General features: G+C 67.5%; 17 protein-coding genes. 11 read left to right on the top strand and 6 right to left on the bottom strand.

Going from position 1 to position 14,879, the window contains the following annotated elements:
* Window positions 1–48 precede the first annotated feature (48 nt).
* Genes NMQ03_RS02845 through NMQ03_RS02830 form a run of 4 tightly spaced genes read left to right on the top strand, consistent with a single transcriptional unit; the run spans window position 49 to window position 4,148 of the window.
* On the top strand, window positions 49–765 hold the full coding sequence (locus NMQ03_RS02845) for a CoA transferase subunit A (protein WP_255174299.1): 717 nt from the start codon (window positions 49–51) through the stop codon (window positions 763–765).
* Between the two features lie 53 nt (window positions 766–818).
* Window positions 819–2,258, top strand: coding sequence for a short-chain fatty acid transporter (locus NMQ03_RS02840; protein ID WP_255174298.1), 1,440 nt, complete (start codon window positions 819–821; stop codon window positions 2,256–2,258).
* A 37-nt stretch (window positions 2,259–2,295) separates the two neighbouring features.
* The gene (locus NMQ03_RS02835; RefSeq protein ID WP_255174297.1) at window positions 2,296–2,967 is read left to right on the top strand and encodes a CoA transferase subunit B; all 672 of its coding nucleotides are present in this window, start codon (window positions 2,296–2,298) and stop codon (window positions 2,965–2,967) included.
* Window positions 2,964–4,148 carry an acetyl-CoA acetyltransferase gene (locus NMQ03_RS02830; RefSeq protein ID WP_255174296.1) on the top strand — a complete coding sequence of 395 codons (1,185 nt, stop codon included), beginning with the start codon at window positions 2,964–2,966 and terminating at the stop codon, window positions 4,146–4,148. The genes NMQ03_RS02835 and NMQ03_RS02830 overlap by 4 nt, the downstream gene beginning before the upstream one ends.
* Window positions 4,149–4,274: 126 nt before the next feature.
* Here NMQ03_RS02830 and NMQ03_RS02825 read toward each other — a convergent pair whose 3' ends face one another.
* Window positions 4,275–4,964 (bottom strand): ankyrin repeat domain-containing protein, encoded by a 690-nt coding sequence (locus tag NMQ03_RS02825; RefSeq protein WP_255174295.1) that lies wholly within the window; start codon window positions 4,962–4,964, stop codon window positions 4,275–4,277.
* A gap of 9 nt (window positions 4,965–4,973) precedes the next feature.
* Complete coding sequence (locus tag NMQ03_RS02820; RefSeq protein WP_255174294.1) at window positions 4,974–5,546, bottom strand: heme-binding protein; 573 nt, start codon at window positions 5,544–5,546, stop codon at window positions 4,974–4,976.
* A gap of 196 nt (window positions 5,547–5,742) precedes the next feature.
* Here NMQ03_RS02820 and NMQ03_RS02815 point away from each other — a divergent pair, with 196 nt between their 5' ends.
* The 5 genes from NMQ03_RS02815 to NMQ03_RS02795 all read left to right on the top strand — a co-directional run bounded on the left by NMQ03_RS02815 (window position 5,743) and on the right by NMQ03_RS02795 (window position 9,257).
* The gene (locus NMQ03_RS02815) at window positions 5,743–6,975 is read left to right on the top strand and encodes a sensor histidine kinase (protein ID WP_255174293.1); all 1,233 of its coding nucleotides are present in this window, start codon (window positions 5,743–5,745) and stop codon (window positions 6,973–6,975) included.
* The gene (locus NMQ03_RS02810) at window positions 6,972–7,598 is read left to right on the top strand and encodes a response regulator transcription factor (RefSeq protein ID WP_255174292.1); all 627 of its coding nucleotides are present in this window, start codon (window positions 6,972–6,974) and stop codon (window positions 7,596–7,598) included. Before NMQ03_RS02815 ends, NMQ03_RS02810 begins: the two co-directional genes overlap by 4 nt.
* 132 nt (window positions 7,599–7,730) lie before the next feature.
* Window positions 7,731–7,934 carry a cold-shock protein gene (locus tag NMQ03_RS02805; RefSeq protein ID WP_013599688.1) on the top strand — a complete coding sequence of 68 codons (204 nt, stop codon included), beginning with the start codon at window positions 7,731–7,733 and terminating at the stop codon, window positions 7,932–7,934.
* A gap of 121 nt (window positions 7,935–8,055) precedes the next feature.
* Window positions 8,056–8,391 carry a hypothetical protein gene (locus tag NMQ03_RS02800; protein ID WP_224024689.1) on the top strand — a complete coding sequence of 112 codons (336 nt, stop codon included), beginning with the start codon at window positions 8,056–8,058 and terminating at the stop codon, window positions 8,389–8,391.
* A gap of 80 nt (window positions 8,392–8,471) precedes the next feature.
* Window positions 8,472–9,257 (top strand): TipAS antibiotic-recognition domain-containing protein, encoded by a 786-nt coding sequence (locus NMQ03_RS02795; protein WP_255174291.1) that lies wholly within the window; start codon window positions 8,472–8,474, stop codon window positions 9,255–9,257.
* A 17-nt stretch (window positions 9,258–9,274) separates the two neighbouring features.
* Here the strand turns inward: NMQ03_RS02795 and NMQ03_RS02790 are convergent, their stop codons facing one another.
* From NMQ03_RS02790 to NMQ03_RS02775, 4 genes are all read right to left on the bottom strand, one after another.
* On the bottom strand, window positions 9,275–9,943 hold the full coding sequence (locus tag NMQ03_RS02790; protein ID WP_255174290.1) for a DedA family protein: 669 nt from the start codon (window positions 9,941–9,943) through the stop codon (window positions 9,275–9,277).
* 119 nt (window positions 9,944–10,062) lie between these two features.
* Window positions 10,063–10,839, bottom strand: a complete 777-nt coding sequence (locus NMQ03_RS02785) for an enoyl-CoA hydratase (protein WP_255174289.1) — start codon at window positions 10,837–10,839, stop codon at window positions 10,063–10,065.
* Window positions 10,836–11,861, bottom strand: a complete 1,026-nt coding sequence (gene mmsB / locus NMQ03_RS02780; protein ID WP_255174288.1) for a 3-hydroxyisobutyrate dehydrogenase — start codon at window positions 11,859–11,861, stop codon at window positions 10,836–10,838. Before mmsB ends, NMQ03_RS02785 begins: the two co-directional genes overlap by 4 nt.
* Window positions 11,854–12,978, bottom strand: coding sequence for an enoyl-CoA hydratase/isomerase family protein (locus NMQ03_RS02775; RefSeq protein WP_255174287.1), 1,125 nt, complete (start codon window positions 12,976–12,978; stop codon window positions 11,854–11,856). Before NMQ03_RS02775 ends, mmsB begins: the two co-directional genes overlap by 8 nt.
* 160 nt (window positions 12,979–13,138) lie before the next feature.
* Between NMQ03_RS02775 and NMQ03_RS02770 the strand changes: the two genes are divergently transcribed.
* Together NMQ03_RS02770 and NMQ03_RS02765 are read left to right on the top strand one after the other, a co-directional pair.
* Window positions 13,139–13,945, top strand: a complete 807-nt coding sequence (locus NMQ03_RS02770) for an exodeoxyribonuclease III (RefSeq protein ID WP_255174286.1) — start codon at window positions 13,139–13,141, stop codon at window positions 13,943–13,945.
* Between the two features lie 34 nt (window positions 13,946–13,979).
* Entirely contained in the window at window positions 13,980–14,864 is an 885-nt protein-coding gene (locus NMQ03_RS02765; protein WP_255174285.1) for a hypothetical protein, read from the top strand.
* The last annotated feature ends 15 nt before the right edge of the window (window positions 14,865–14,879 follow it).

Below are 14,879 nucleotides of genomic sequence, written 5' to 3'. Positions count from 1 at the left end.
ATCCCAACCGTCCACTAAGTGGACTACCGCGCTCAACGAGGAGACGTCATGAAGAAACTCCAGGCTTCTGCCGCCACGGCCATGGAAGGGTCCCTGCAGGACGGCATCACCCTCGCCGTCGGCGGGTTTGGCTTGAGCGGCATCCCGGCCGACCTCATCGAAGCCGTCCGGGATTCCGGCGTACGGGACCTCACCGTGGTCTCCAACAACATGGGCGTGGACGGCAAAGGACTGGGCATCCTCATCGAGGCGGGCCAGGTCCGCAAGGTGATCGCCTCCTACGTCGGCGAAAACAAGCTGTTCGCCGAGCAGTACCTCGCCGGCAAGCTGGAGGTGGAGTTCACCCCGCAGGGCACCCTGGCTGAGCGCCTCCGGGCCGGCGGCGCCGGAATCCCGGCCTTCTATACCAAGACCGGGGTGGGCACCCTGGTTGCCGAAGGCAAGCCGCACGAAGTGTTCGACGGCGAAACGTACGTCCAGGAGCGGGCCATCCGCGCCGACGTCGCACTGGTCCACGCCCACACCGCCGACACGGACGGCAACCTCGCCTACCGCTACACGGCCCGCAACTTCAACCCGGTGGTGGCCACGGCCGGGATCCTGACCGTTGCCGAGGCGGAGGTCATCGTTGAGCCGGGCGACCTGGACCCCAACCACATCGCCACCCCCGGCGTCTTTGTCCAGCGGCTGGTGCAGGCCACGGACCGGGTCAAGGACATCGAGCAGCGCACCGTCCGGCAGCGCACCGGCCTTGTCCCGGCCTGACCGAACCCACGCCTGCCCCTGAATCACAGTACTCAACGGAGAGAAACACCCTCATGACCAGCACGCAGCTCACCCACCAGGACATCCGCCAGAAGGGTTTGGCCCGGATGGCTGAAACGCTGGCCGGGTGGACGCAGAAGTGGTTTCCGGACGCCTATATCTTTGCCCTGGCGGGCGTGCTGCTGGTAGCCATCGCGGCCCTGGCCATCGGCGCCTCACCCAAGGCTGTGGTCGATTCGTTCGGCAACGGGTTCTGGGACCTCACGGCCTTCACGCTGCAGATGGCCATGGTGGTACTGACCGGCTACGTCGTGGCAACTTCACCGCCCGTGGCCAGGCTGATTGACCGGCTGGCTCAGGTTCCCGGCTCCGCCCGCTCCGCCGTCAGCTTCGTGGCCGTCCTGTCCATGTCCGTCTCGTTCGTGAACTGGGGCCTGAGCCTGATCTTCGGCGGCCTCCTGGCGCGGGCCGTGGCCCGGCGCAAGGACCTCCACGTCGATTACCGGGCCCTCGGCGCCGCGGCCTTCATGGGGCTGGGTGCTGTGTGGGCCCTGGGCATGTCCTCCTCCGCCGCCCAGCTCCAGGCGACCAAGGCCTCCATACCGCCGGCGCTGCTGAAGATCACCGGCGTCCTGGATTTCGGGACCACCATCTTCACCTGGCAGTCCCTGCTCACCCTGGCCATCCTGATGCTCCTGACCACGGTCATCGCGCACTTCTCGGCCCCGACGGGAGCCGGTGTGAAGACGGCGGCCGATCTCGGCGTCGACCTCGATGACCAGCCTGAACCGACGGCCGAAAAGTCCCGGCCCGGCGAATGGCTGGAATACAGCCGGATCCTGCCCATCCTGGCCGGCGTGCTGACCCTGGGCTGGCTGGTGTCCCAGCTGCTGACCCTGCCCATCCTCAGCGTGGTCAGTTCGCTCAACGGATACCTTCTGGTCTTCCTGATGCTGGGGCTGGTGCTGCACGGCACCCCGCGCAAATTCCTGCAGTCGGTCACCAAGGCCGTACCCGCCACGGCAGGAATCCTGGTGCAGTTTCCGCTGTATGCGGCGATGGCGGCCATCCTGACCAAGGCCCCGGGGGCCGGTGGCCTGTCGGTGTCCGAGCACCTGGCACACTTTTTCACCAGCATCGGCGGCAACGGGGCGTTCGCCGTCATCATCGCCATCTACACGGCCATCCTGGGCATGTTCGTCCCGTCCGGCGGCGGAAAGTGGCTGGTGGAGGCGCCCTACGTCATGCAGTCCGCCACGGACGTGAACATGAACCTTGGCTGGACCGTGCAGATCTACAACATGGCCGAGGCCCTGCCCAACCTCGTCAACCCGTTCTTCATGCTCCCGCTGCTGGCGGTGCTGGGCCTGCGGGCCCGGGACCTGGTGGGCTTCACGTTCCAGCAGTTCCTGTTCCACCTGCCGGTGGTGCTGCTGCTCGCGTGGCTGCTGGGCATGACGTTCGAGTTCGTGCCGCCGGTAATACCCAACTAAGTCAACGGGAACAGCTAGAAGACCAAGGAGAAACCCCATGGGATGGACCAGGGATGAAATGTCTGCCATCGCGGCCGAGGAACTGAACGACGGCGACTACGTGAACCTGGGGATCGGCATCCCCACGCTGGTGGCCAACAACCTGCCCGAGGGCGTGCGGGTGGTCCTGCAGAGCGAAAACGGCCTGCTGGGCATGGGCCCGTTCCCCTTTGAGGGCGAAGAGGACGCGGACCTGATCAACGCCGGCAAACAGACCGTGACGGTCCTGCCCGGCGGCAGCATCTTCGACTCCGCCACCTCCTTCGGCATGATCCGCGGCGGGCACGTCAAGGTGGCCATCCTGGGCGCCATGCAGGTCTCCGGCAATGGCGACCTGGCCAACTGGACCATCCCGGGCAAGATGGTCAAGGGCATGGGCGGCGCCATGGACCTGGTGGCCGGAACGCCGCGCGTGGTGGTCCTCACCGAGCACAACGCCAAGGACGGCACCGCAAAGATTGTGCGCGAGTGCACGCTGCCGCTGACCGGGCTCAGCTGCGTGGACCGGATCATCAGCGACCTCGCCGTCTTTGACCTTTACAAAACGGACGACGGCGGTAAGCAGCTCACGCTGACCCGCCTGGCACCGGGGGTCACCGAAGAGGAGATCCGTGAGAAGACCGAGGCCGGATTCGACATCCGGCTTGAGACCAAGGAAGTGGTGGCATGAGCCTGAAGGAACAGTTCGGGAAGGACGTCCTGCTCACCGGCTGGGGACACAGCCGGTTCGGCAAGCTGACGGAGGAGACCCTCAAGTCCCTGATCGTCCAGGTGGCCACCGAAGCGATCGGCAATGCCGGAATCGACCCCGGGCAGATCGACGAGATCTACGTGGGCCAGTTCAATTCGGGCATGATGCCGCTGGCTTTCCCGTCCTCACTGGCCCTGCAGGTCTCCCCGGCACTGGCCAACGTCCCTTCCACACGGGTGGAAAACGCCTGCGCCTCCGGGTCGGCCGCTTTCCAGCAGGGCACCAAGTCACTGCTGGTAAGCACCGCGAAGACGGTCCTGGTGATCGGCGCCGAGAAGATGACCCACGCCGGTGCAGACGTGGTGGGTGCCGCCCTGCTCGGCGCTGACTATGACATGGCCGGCAAGCCCTCCACCACCGGCTTCACCGGTCTTTTCGCCGAGGTCGCGAAACACTACGAAAAGCGGTACGGACCCGTTTCCGATGTGCTGGGCAGCATCGCGGCGAAGAACCACCGCAACGGCGTTGACAACCCCTACGCCCAGCTCCGCAAGGATCTTGGGGAGGAGTTCTGCCGGACTGTCTCGGACAAGAACCCCATGGTGGCGGACCCGCTGCGGCGCACTGACTGTTCACCGGTTTCCGACGGGGCGGCCGCCGTCGTGCTGTCCGTCTCCCCCACCGGCGGCACCACCGCCCCGGTCCGGCTCGCGGGCTTCGGCCAGGCCAACGACTTTTTCCCCGCCGAGCGCCGGGACCCCACCGCTTTCGCAGCCACCCGCGCTTCCTGGCAGCGCGCCATGGCGATGGCCGGCGTCGGCCTGGCGGACCTGGACTTCGCGGAGGTGCATGACTGCTTCACCATCGCGGAGCTGCTCATGTACGAGGCCATCGGCCTGGCCGAACCCGGCCAGGGGGCCACGGCGGTGAAGGAAGGCTGGGTCTTCAAGGACGGCAAGCTTCCCATCAACGTCTCCGGCGGCCTCAAGGCCAAGGGCCACCCGGTGGGTGCCACCGGCGTTTCGCAGCACGTCATCGCCGCCATGCAGCTCACCGGTACTGCCGGCGACATGCAGCTCCCGGCGCCACGGCGGGCGGCTGTGCAGAACATGGGCGGCGTGGGCATCGCGAACTATGTCAGCGTGCTTGAGGCCGTCTGAGCTGAGGGGCTGCTGAATTTCCCCGGCTTCCAAGCCCGACGGCGGCGCGTCGCACCGAAAGTGCGGGGCGCCGCCGTCGTTGTCCGGCAAAGGTGGGCAGGCTCGGCGGCTCGGCACGCGGACGGGCTAACCCCGGCCCCGGATCGAAGCGGCAATCTCCGAAAAACCGAGCCGCTCAGCGTTCTGCAGCGCCGTCCGGCCTTCCGGATCGCGGATTCCGGGGTCTGCGCCGGCCGCCAGCAGCAGCCGCACCACCTCCTGCTGGCGCTGCCCGCCGTTGTTAAGCAGGATGGCCTCCTGCATGGCGGTCCAGCCAAGGTTGTTGACATGGTTGACAGGAACTCCCGCCGCAATGAGGACCTTCACCGTTTCCACGTGTCCGTGCTCGCTGGCCGGGATCAACGCCGTCCCGCCGTAGCGGTTGATGCTGGTGACGTCTGCGCCGGCGGCCAGCGTCAGCTGCAGTACCTCGTTGAGCCCCTCCGCCCCGGCGTACAGGAACGCGGAGTCCTGGATCGGGTCTTTGGCGTTGACATCGCCACCCCGGCCGATGAGTTCGGCCACCAACGGGGCGTTGTTGGCTTTGGCGGCTGCAATGAGGTCCTGGTCCAGCCGTGCCTGGTCCGCGGGAGACAGTGCGGGTGGGGACGCAGTGGAAGGTGGCGTCGGGGTCCCGGCACCGGCGCCGGGACTGACCGAGGCAGCGGATGGTGGGGTATCCACTCCCTGCGGCTGGCCGGGACTGGCCTGGCACGCGGCAAGGAGCAACCCCAGCGCGGCCACGGTCATGAGTGCTGCGGTGCTGCCAGGCCTCATGCGTCCTGCCTATTTCGCGGGGCCGGCGATGGCTTCCGCGCCGGCCGCCGCGCAGGCTTCGTCCAGGGCGCCGTCGGGGGCCCCGCCGACGCCGATGCTTACCACGGAGACACCGTTGACCTTCAGTGGGACACCGCCTGCGAGGAACAGGGTGCCCGGCAGGTCCGCGATTGAGGGACCGTTGCCGTTGACCCGCTTGGCCAACTCGCTGGTGGGGGCACCGAACGCGGCTGCCGTATAGGCCTTCTGCTTTGCCGCTTCGATGGTGTGGGCGGCGGCGTTGTCACCCCGGAGCAAAGCCTGGACCGTACCAAAGCGGTCAACGAGGGCCACCGTGACAAACGGCAGCTTGTCGGCCTGGCACTTTGCGAGCGCAGCAGCGACGGCCTGGGCGGAGGCGCCGGCTGCTATGCGGTTTTGCTGCACCACGGTTTCCGGAGCCGGCTGGACATCAACGGCGGGTACGACGACGGGTGCTTCCGTAGTGCCCGCGGTACCGGCGTTGGCGGCAGCCGTTGCTCCGGCAGTTATCAGGAGGGCTCCGGCTGCGGCAGCGGCGAGGGCTTTGGTGGACTTCTTCAAAGTATTTCCTTAGGTCAGGGGGGATCGTGTTGCCGCTTTCCATGTTTCCGGGAAACAGCGGCCCTGCCATCGGGCATTCGCCTGGTCCCGGCTCCGACGAAAGGCCAGCCGTATCAGCCAAAAGGCTGAGGCACCGGACAACCGGTGAGCCCTAGCATGGAAGGCAGCACTTCCAGCCACCAGATCCGGATCCAGCATGCCCGCCAGAGACACCCCCCAGCACACCGGGCCAGCCCAAGCCGTCGCCGGTCAGGGCGCCACGTGCTCCCGCCGTGCCGTGCCTCCCAGCGCCAAAGGCCGGCCGGGCAGCATCGAGGCAGCCGTCCACCTGGGCTTCGCCGTCCTCCTGGTGGCCTCGGTGGTGCGGTACGTCATGCGGCATACCCCGGCCGACAATCTCCTGGTCCTGGGACTCGCCGCTGCCGCCTGCGTGCTCTACGCCGTCGTGGCCCTCCTCTCGGTGCAGGACCGCCCCGGAACCCCGTGGATGGTGGCCCTGGTGGCTGTCTGGGCGGTCCTGGTCGTGGCTGCGCCGAGTTTCGCGTGGTGTTCCTTCGCTCTTTTCTTCCTCTGCAGGAGCGCCCTGCGCGGTGCCGCGTCCTACGTCCTGGCGGGCGCCATCACACTCGCCACCGCCGCCGGCCTGTTCCGGCTGGGCAACGGCACCGACCTGGCCATGTTTTTGGGGCCCTTGGCCGTGGGCGCCATGCTGACACTGATTTACGACCGGATACAGCACGACGCCGAGGAGCAGCGCCGCCTGCATGCGGACATTTCCCTGGCCCAGGGCCAGCTGGCCGCGAGTGAGCGCCGGGCGGGCACCATTGCCGAACGGGAGCGGGTGTCGCGGGAAATCCACGACACTGTCACCCAGGGCCTCGCCAGCAGCCTGCTCCTGCTCGAGGCCGCCGGCCGCGGATGGCCCAGTGCAGCAGCCCGTGACGGCCTTCTCCAGGCCACCAGCCTGCTCCGCGCGAACCTGGCGGAGACCCGGAGCCTGGTCCATGAGCTGGCCTCGCCCGGTTTGGAATCGGTTCCATTGCCGGAGGCACTGCTGGCCACCGCCTGCCAGTACGTTCCCGGGACCACGCTGCTGGTGACTGGTGAGCTGCGGCCGGTCTCCGCTGACGTTCGCCACGCCCTGCTGCGCGTAGTGCAAAGCGCTGCGTCGAACATCCTGCTCCACGCGGCCGCGTCGGCGGCCACGGTAACCCTGGGCTTCCTGCCGGACGCCGTGACTTTGGACATTTACGACGACGGCGACGGCTTCGATCCGGCGGCGGCAGCTCCGCCGTCGCACGCGGGAGGCTATGGGCTGCGGGCCATGCGGCAGCGGGTGGAGCAGCTGGGCGGAACATTCTCCGTGCAGAGCGCCCCCGGCGACGGAACAATCGTGGCGGCGCAGCTGCCGGTGGAGGCAGGCAGATGAACGGCATCACCGTCCTGCTGGTGGACGACCACCTGGTGGTCAGGAGCGGACTGCGTGCACTGCTCAGCACGGAGCCGGATATCGAGGTGGTGGCCGAAGCCGCATCCGGCGAGGATGCCCTGCACCTGGCCCAGGCTCTCTCCCCCTCGGTGGTGGTGATGGACCTTGCCATGGGGCCGGGCATGGATGGGCTCGAAGCCATCAGGCGGATCAGGGACCTCAACGGCCGGCAGGCCATCCTGGTGTTCACCACGTACGACTCCGATGCCGATATCGTCCGCGCCGTGGATGCCGGCGCCATGGGCTACCTGTTGAAGGACGCTGCCCCGGAGGAGATTTTTGCGGCCATCAGGGGTGCGGCCGTGGGCAGGAGCGTGATGAGCCCGCCGGTGGCATCCCGGTTGTTCCAGCAGCTCCGCAATCCCGACGAAGTCCTGACGCCACGGGAGGCCGAGCTGTTGGGCCTCCTCACCGAGGGCCTCAGCAACCGCGAACTCGGCCGGCGACTCTTTATCTCCGAGGCCACGGTCAAAACCCATTTGGCGCACATCTATGCCAAGCTCGGCGTGGACACCAGGGCGGCCGCCATCGCCACCGCGATCCGCCGCGAAGGCATGCGCTGACGGCACTTTATGGCGCCTACCCTTGCACCCAGAGCCTGAGCCCCGTACGTTGGGGTCTGTGGGGGACTAACTCCCGCACACTCCGGGACGTTCCCCGGGGAGAGAATCAGAGTCACATGAAGGAATGCAGCCATGGCAACAGGCACAGTTAAATGGTTCAACGCCGAAAAGGGTTTTGGCTTCATTGCCCCCGATGACGGGTCCGCTGACGTATTCGCCCACTACTCGGCAATCGCCAGCAGCGGCTACCGCTCACTGGACGAGAACCAGAAGGTCGAATTCGATGTGACCCAGGGTCCCAAGGGCCCGCAGGCAGAGAACATCCGCCCGCTCTAAGTCTTCGGCGGCCTCCGGTATACGCCGGGACCCCATCCAGCGGTTCCTCCAACCCAGGTTGGAGGAACCGCTGTTTTTGTGCGCAGCGTCTCTGGGTTTCCGTATTTGGGATAATTGATTCATGACCGGACAGGACCAGGACAGGGATCCCTGGGAGGAGTTTGACTCCCTTGGCCCCGCAGCACCGGACCGTGTCCCCGGACAGCCCGGCGGGGAGCCGCACGGCTTCGGTTTCCGGACGGGGGTCCGCAGCGCCCGGGTCGCCGTCGGCTTCGCCGTCTACGCGCTGGCCTTGGGGACCATCCTGGCCCTGACCGGATGCGTCGTCTTCATCAGCCGGCAGCAGTGGCTGCTGCTGGGCCTCATGCTGCTCATCGAGGCCATCTTTGTTTTCGCCTTCACGCGCTTGGTGGCCCAGGCCAGGCGCCGCAGGCCCCACGGCCGGCGGGTTGGGTGACGGTCAGCCGCCCTTGACCTTGACCTTGACCTTGACCTTGACCTTGACCTTGACGCAGCGTCAATGCCTAGGCTCGGAGCATGCAGGATTTCCCCGACGCCGGCGGCAGGGACTGGTCCATCCAGGACGTGGCCAGGATCGCCGGCACCACCAGCCGCACGCTCCGGCACTATGACGAGATTGGCCTCCTGACGCCCAGCCGGGTGGGCCACAACGGCTACCGGTATTACGACGGCGCCGCCCTCCTCCAGCTCCAGCGCATCCTTTTGCTGCGGGAACTGGGCCTGGGCCTGCCGGCGATCGGGGAGCTCCTCCAGCGCCGGGCGGATCCCGTGGCGGCACTCAGCCGCCATCTCGACTGGCTCGGCCGGGAGCAGGAGCGGCTGGCCCTGCAGGCCGAATCAGTCCGGCAAACAATCGAAACAGTAAAGGCAGGAGGCCAGCTGATGGCAGAGAACATGTTCCAGGGCTTCGACCACACCGAATACAAGGATGAAGTCGAGGAGCGCTGGGGCAAGGACGCCTACGCCACATCCGACTCATGGTGGCGCGGAATGGCGGCAGCGGAAAAGCGGGAGTGGAAGTCCATGGCAGAGGGCCTTGCCCGGGACTGGACGGCGGCTGCGGGAGCCAGGCTTGCTGCCGACGGGCCGGAAGCGCGGGAGCTGGCAGGGCGGCACGTGGCATGGCTGAAGTCCATCCCCGGAACACCTGCGGCCCAAAGCGGCGGGGATATCAGGAGATACGTCACCGGGCTGGCGGACATGTACGTGGAAGACCCCCGTTTCGCCGCCAACTACGGCGGCCCGGAGGGGGCACGCTTCGTCCGGGCCGCCCTGCACAGCTTCGCGGAGAAGTACCTCTAGGGCACCGGGAGGCTGCCTCAGCGGCCTACGTCCACCCGTTGGGCCCTGGCCCGCTTGGTCCGCCGGAGGACGAGCAGCACCACCGCAACGGCCAATGCGCCATAGACCGCGTAGTTCAGGAACCTGGAGTACTCCTCTATGAGCCGGTACTGGGTGCCCAGGAGATAGCCCAGCCCAATGAGGGCACCGTTCCACAGCCCGCTGCCGGCAAGGGTGAAGAGGGTGAATGTTCCCAGCGGCATGGCCGCCGCGCCCGCCGGCAGGGAGATCAGGCTGCGGACCCCGGGCAGCAGGCGGCCGAAGAAAATGGACGACCTGCCGTGCCGCCGGAACCAGCCCGCCGCGTGCTCGAAGTCTTCCCGGTCCACCAGTGGCAGCTTGGACAACCCCCGGATGGACCGGTCCAGCCCTAACTTGGCCCCCAGCAGGTAGAGCAACAACGCCCCCAAATACGCACCAAGGGTACTCGTGGCAAAGACGAGGAAGAGATTCAGGGAGCCCTGCTTGGCAAGATACCCCGCAAGCGGGAGGATCACCTCGCTGGGGATAGGCGGCACCACAGTCTCCGCGAGGGTAAACGCCCCCACGCCCCACTCCCCCAGGGCGTCGATGGACCTCGCGGCAAAGCCCACGATTCCCGTAAGTCCCTCGGTGGGACTGGCTGCACCGGTCATCATCGTCCACATACGCTTACCCCGTTCCGCTGCATGCCGTGGCCGCGTGCTGGCCCGTACTCCCTACCTTACGGGGACCGGCGGACGCATGCCGTGCCGGCCCCGCCCGTCAGGGCATGCAAGGGCCCGGACTAGCGGTGCTTGAATTCCGGCTGGCGCTTCCCGGTGAACGCCGCCATGCCTTCCTTCTGGTCCTCCGTGGCGAACAGGGAGTGGAAGAGCCGCCGTTCAAACACCACCCCCTGGGCCAACCCGGTTTCGAAGGCAGCATTCACGGCTTCCTTCGCTGCCATCGCCGCAGGCTTTGACTTCGCGGCGATCACCCCGGCTGCCTTGAGTGCCTCGGACACCACGTCTGCCGCCGGAACCACCCGGGAGACCAGCCCGCACCGCTCTGCTTCCTCAGCGTCGATGAACCGGCCGGTGAGGATCATGTCCATGGCCTTGGCCTTGCCCACGGCCCGCGTGAGGCGCTGCGAGCCGCCCATGCCCGGGAGCACGCCCAGGTTGATTTCCGGCTGCCCGAACTTGGCGTTGTCCCCCGCGATGATCAGGTCGCACATCATGGCCAGTTCGCAGCCGCCGCCCAGGGCAAAGCCGGATACCGCGGCGATGGTGGGGATCCGCAGGCGGGTGAAGTCTTCCCAGCCCCGGAACCAGTCCGCCACGTACATGTCCATGTAGCCCTGGTCCGCCATTTCCTTGATGTCGGCGCCCGCAGCGAAGGCCTTGCCGGAGCCGGTGATCACGACGGCACCGACCCCGGGATCGGAATCCATGGCGGTGACGGCGGCCACCAGCTCTTCCATGGTGGCCTTGTTCAGTGCGTTCAGTGCCGAGGGCCTGTTGAGGGTCACCAGCCCTACCCTGCCCTGCTGCTCCACCAGGATGTTGGCGTACTCCGTCATTCGGGACTCCCGTCGTCGTGTGCTGTTGTGGCCCTGCGCTGGTCCGGCAACTCCGTGCCGCTGTGCTCCCCTGCGGGACCGTCCCCGGCCTGCCGCTCCGAGGCGCCGCGGATTTCGGTGATGATGGCGGAGAAGTCGCGGCCCGCGCCGCCCTCCGCGGCAAACCTATCGTAGATCCGGGCGGCGAGCGCTCCCATCTGCCCTGCCACCCCGGTACTGCCGAGCGCGTTGACGGCCAGGTTGAGGTCCTTGGCCATGAGGGCCGAGGCGAAGCCCGGCTGGTAGTCCCTGTTGGCGGGGCTGGTGGGGACCGGCCCGGGCACAGGGCAGTTGGTGGTCAGCGCCCAGCACTGCCCTGACGCGGCGGAGGCGACGTCGAACAGGGCCTGGTGGGTCAGGCCCAGCTTTTCCCCCAGCACGAAGGCCTCGCTGACCGCGATCATCGAGACGCCCAGGATCATGTTGTTGCAGATTTTGGCGGCCTGTCCCGCTCCGTGGGCACCACAGTGCACCGCCCGCTTGCCCATCACCTCCAGGAGCGGCCGCACTGCCTCGAAGTCCTCCGCTTCACCGCCGGCCATGAAGGTCAGGGTGCCTGCCTCCGCTCCCACCACGCCGCCGGAAACGGGGGCGTCAACGGAACGGTGGCCCGCTTCGGTGGCCAGGCGCGCGGCTTCCCGCGCCTCTTCCACATTGATGGTTGAGCAGTCCAGGAACATGGTCCCGGGCCGCGCGGCAGCCAGCAGCCCTGGTTCCTCCGGTTGTCCAGAATGTCCAGCGCCGCCCCGGTAGGCGTCCAGGACGTGCCGGCCGCTGGGAAACATGGTCAGCACCACGTCGGCGCCCGCCAGCGCATCCACCGCGCTGGTTGCCACCGGAACACCCTGTGCCCGGGCAGCCTCCACGGCTGCCGGCACCACGTCGAACCCGGTCACGCGGTAACCGGCACGGATCAGGTTCAGGGCCATGGGACCGCCCATGTGTCCAAGGCCCAGAAAGGCCACAGCGCCCGTTTCAGGCATGGTCCGCCTCCTTCACGTCCAGGTCCGGCCCGGGCTGCAGGTCCAGTTCCCCGCCGTCCAGCGGCTGGAAGAACCTGTCCACCTGCGCGGGCAGCACCTCGGCCAGCGTGGCCGGTTTCCACTGCGGGTTCCTGTCCTTGTCCACTACCTGGGCGCGGATTCCCTCGCGGAAATCAGGTCCGGCCAGGAGGCGGATTCCTACCCGGTATTCCTGGGCCAGGGCCTCATCAAGGGTCAGGTTGGCGGCCCGGCGCAGGGACGCCAGGGTGACCTTGACCGAGGTGGGCGACTTGGCTTCGATGGTGTCCGCCGCTTCCGTGGCATCTTCCCGGCCAGGCCCGGTCCAGGCCCGGAGCCGGGCAACAATTTCCCCGGCATCGTCGCTGGCGTAGCAGGCATCGATCCAGTCCCGCTGCCCGGACAGGGCTGAGGCCGGAGGCTGTTCGGCGCAGCGGGCGACGGCGGCTTCCGGGCTTTCGTCCTCCAGCGCCGCCACCAGCCGGGGCAGCGCGTGTGACGGGACGTAATGGTCGGCAAGGCCCAGGAACAAGGCATCGCCGGCGTCAAGGTGTGCCCCGGTCAGGGCCGCGTGGGTTCCCGTTTGGCCCGGCGCGCGGGACAGCAGGAAGGTGCCGCCGACGTCGGGGGCGAACCCGATGGTTGTTTCCGGCATCCCCATTCTGGTCCGCTCGGTGACCACGCGGACATTCCCATGCGCCGAGACACCCACGCCGCCGCCAAGGACCAGGCCGTCCATGAGGGCAACATAGGGCTTTGGGTACCGGGCAATGAGCGAGTTCACGCGGTACTCGGTCTGCCAGAAGCCGGCGGTCCGGTCTCCGCCGTGCAGCATGTCCTTGTAGATGGCCACGATGTCTCCGCCCGCGCACAGGCCCCGCTCCCCGGCGCCCTGCACCAGGACGGCCGCCACGCCGTCGTTCCCTGCCCATGCGGTGAGCTGCCGCAGGAGCAGGTCCACCATTCCGGCGGTGAGCGCATTGACCGCCCGTGGCCTGTTGAGGGTGATCACGCCGAGCTGGCCTCGGCGGTCAAAAAGCACTTCCGCGGTTCCGTTCCCTGCCGTGCTGTCCGTGATGTTGCCCGTAGCTGCCGTCATCGGCTGGTGCTCCTTCGCATGGTGGCCGGACGTGTGATCCAGGTCATTCTGGTGCGAATATACCCGCCGCCTGCTGCCCGGGACCAACCGTGCCCGCGCCGCGGGCGGGGCCCTTCGAGGGCTTTACCTGCCGCACGGCTGCCAAGGTAAGTTAGGAACCGTGAAGATAGCTACCTGGAATGTGAACTCGCTCCGTGCCCGCGCCGACCGCGTTGAAGCCTGGCTCCAGCGCAGCGACTGCGACGTCCTGGCCATCCAGGAGACAAAGTGCAAGGACGACAACTTTCCGTGGGAACTCTTTGAACGGATGGGCTACGAGGTGGCCCACTTCGGGGTGAACCAGTGGAACGGCGTGGCCATCGCCTCCCGGGTGGGGCTTGAGGACGTGGAACGGACGTTCCTGGACCAGCCCTCGTTCGGCAAGGCCGGCAAGGATCCCGTCCAGGAAGCCCGGGCCATGGCTGCCACGTGCGGCGGCATCCGTGTCTGGAGCCTCTACGTCCCCAACGGCCGCTCCCTGGACGACGAACACATGCCGTACAAGCTCAAGTGGCTGGAAAGCCTCAAGACGCACGCCCAGGCCCTGGTCACGGACAACCCGCAGGCGCAGGTGGCCTTGATGGGTGACTGGAACATCGCGCCTTTTGACGACGACGTCTGGGACATCGACCTGTTCATCGCCAACCGGTCCACGCACGTCAGCCCTCCGGAGCGGGAGGCGTTCCACGCGTTCGAGGCGACCGGCTACACCGACGTGGTGCGCCCCTACACCCCCGGCCCGGGCGTCTACACCTACTGGGACTACACCCAGCTGCGGTTCCCCAAGAAAGAGGGCATGCGGATCGACTTCGTCCTGGCCTCCCCCGCGCTGGCGGCCCGCGTCACCGGCGCCTCGATCGACCGCGAGGAACGCAAGGGCAAGGGCGCCTCTGACCACGCTCCCGTGCTGGTGGAACTGGCGGACTGATGACTGCACCCTGGACCCTTCCAAGGAGACCGTGATGACGGGGAACCTCTACCGGGGCCAGGCCGGCCTGCCATTTTCCTCCACCCTGCGCGTCTACGAACCTCTGGAAGCCTTTCCGGAGGAACAACGCCCGGCCATCAAGGCCGCCGGCGCGCAGGCCATGTCCCGCGCCGCCGTCGAAAATGCGGAACTGCTGGCGTCGCTGGGACGTATCACCCGCACGGGCGGCGATCCGTTCCCCACGGGCCGGACCGACCTGGTGCGCGTCACCACGGCGCCGGAAAGCGGAACGGCCGACGACGGTGCTGACGCCGGCACTGAGCCAGTCCTCCTGTATTGCCCCAGCCAGCTTGTCCTGCGCGCCGGTCTGGCTGCGAACGCCCTGATGGAGGGAATCCACGGCCCGCTGGCCGAACTGCTGATTCCGGAGGAGCAGCGGGACCGGCACCAGGAGCGGATCGACCTGGTGAAGGCCCGTGACGGTTCCGTCCGCGTCCACACCCGGGCGTCAACCTGGGGCATTCCGTTCAGCTGGTTCTCATTGTTCATGGAATCCGACCGCAAGGATGTGGTGGAAGCCGCGGGGCGCATCCTCACCGTCCGCGTCTGGGCGCCCATCACCGACGCACTGGAGCGGGCCCGCTACGCGGTGGCCAACCTGGCCCTCGCCGCCCCGGACCTGGATATGCTCGATGACCTGGCGCAGCTGACGGAATGGCTTGAGCTGTTCCACGTGAATTCCATGGTGGAGCTGGACTACGGTGCCGTGGCGGACAAGGTGTACCCGGACGAATCCCCCATGGACATCAGGCTGGGCATCGAATGCCTGGCCGAGGGTGACATGACGGGCGCCGCCGCGGCCTACCGGCGGCTGGCCTCGCGCTGGATTCCCATCCGGCAGCTGGCCCGCGCGTCGTAACGGTCCCCGGTTTCC

The sequence above is a fragment of the Arthrobacter sp. DNA4 genome, assembly GCF_024362385.1.
GTDB lineage: Bacteria > Actinomycetota > Actinomycetes > Actinomycetales > Micrococcaceae > Arthrobacter.
This window is presented reverse-complemented; position numbering and strand designations above follow the sequence as displayed.

What these genes read in the sequence shown, in the direction of transcription:
- NMQ03_RS02795 (WP_255174291.1), top strand. Translation starts at nt 8,472, where the DNA reads ATGCAGGATTTCCCCGACGCCGGCGGCAGGGACTGGTCCATCCAGGAC.
- NMQ03_RS02790 (WP_255174290.1), bottom strand. Translation starts at nt 9,943, where the DNA reads ATGTGGACGATGATGACCGGTGCAGCCAGTCCCACCGAGGGACTTACG.
- NMQ03_RS02825 (WP_255174295.1), bottom strand. Translation starts at nt 4,964, where the DNA reads ATGAGGCCTGGCAGCACCGCAGCACTCATGACCGTGGCCGCGCTGGGG.
- NMQ03_RS02830 (WP_255174296.1), top strand. Translation starts at nt 2,964, where the DNA reads ATGAGCCTGAAGGAACAGTTCGGGAAGGACGTCCTGCTCACCGGCTGG.
- NMQ03_RS02835 (WP_255174297.1), top strand. Translation starts at nt 2,296, where the DNA reads ATGGGATGGACCAGGGATGAAATGTCTGCCATCGCGGCCGAGGAACTG.
- NMQ03_RS02845 (WP_255174299.1), top strand. Translation starts at nt 49, where the DNA reads ATGAAGAAACTCCAGGCTTCTGCCGCCACGGCCATGGAAGGGTCCCTG.
- NMQ03_RS02840 (WP_255174298.1), top strand. Translation starts at nt 819, where the DNA reads ATGACCAGCACGCAGCTCACCCACCAGGACATCCGCCAGAAGGGTTTG.
- NMQ03_RS02775 (WP_255174287.1), bottom strand. Translation starts at nt 12,978, where the DNA reads ATGACGGCAGCTACGGGCAACATCACGGACAGCACGGCAGGGAACGGA.
- NMQ03_RS02805 (WP_013599688.1), top strand. Translation starts at nt 7,731, where the DNA reads ATGGCAACAGGCACAGTTAAATGGTTCAACGCCGAAAAGGGTTTTGGC.
- NMQ03_RS02815 (WP_255174293.1), top strand. Translation starts at nt 5,743, where the DNA reads ATGCCCGCCAGAGACACCCCCCAGCACACCGGGCCAGCCCAAGCCGTC.
- NMQ03_RS02800 (WP_224024689.1), top strand. Translation starts at nt 8,056, where the DNA reads ATGACCGGACAGGACCAGGACAGGGATCCCTGGGAGGAGTTTGACTCC.
- mmsB (WP_255174288.1), bottom strand. Translation starts at nt 11,861, where the DNA reads ATGCCTGAAACGGGCGCTGTGGCCTTTCTGGGCCTTGGACACATGGGC.
- NMQ03_RS02810 (WP_255174292.1), top strand. Translation starts at nt 6,972, where the DNA reads ATGAACGGCATCACCGTCCTGCTGGTGGACGACCACCTGGTGGTCAGG.
- NMQ03_RS02785 (WP_255174289.1), bottom strand. Translation starts at nt 10,839, where the DNA reads ATGACGGAGTACGCCAACATCCTGGTGGAGCAGCAGGGCAGGGTAGGG.
- NMQ03_RS02765 (WP_255174285.1), top strand. Translation starts at nt 13,980, where the DNA reads ATGACGGGGAACCTCTACCGGGGCCAGGCCGGCCTGCCATTTTCCTCC.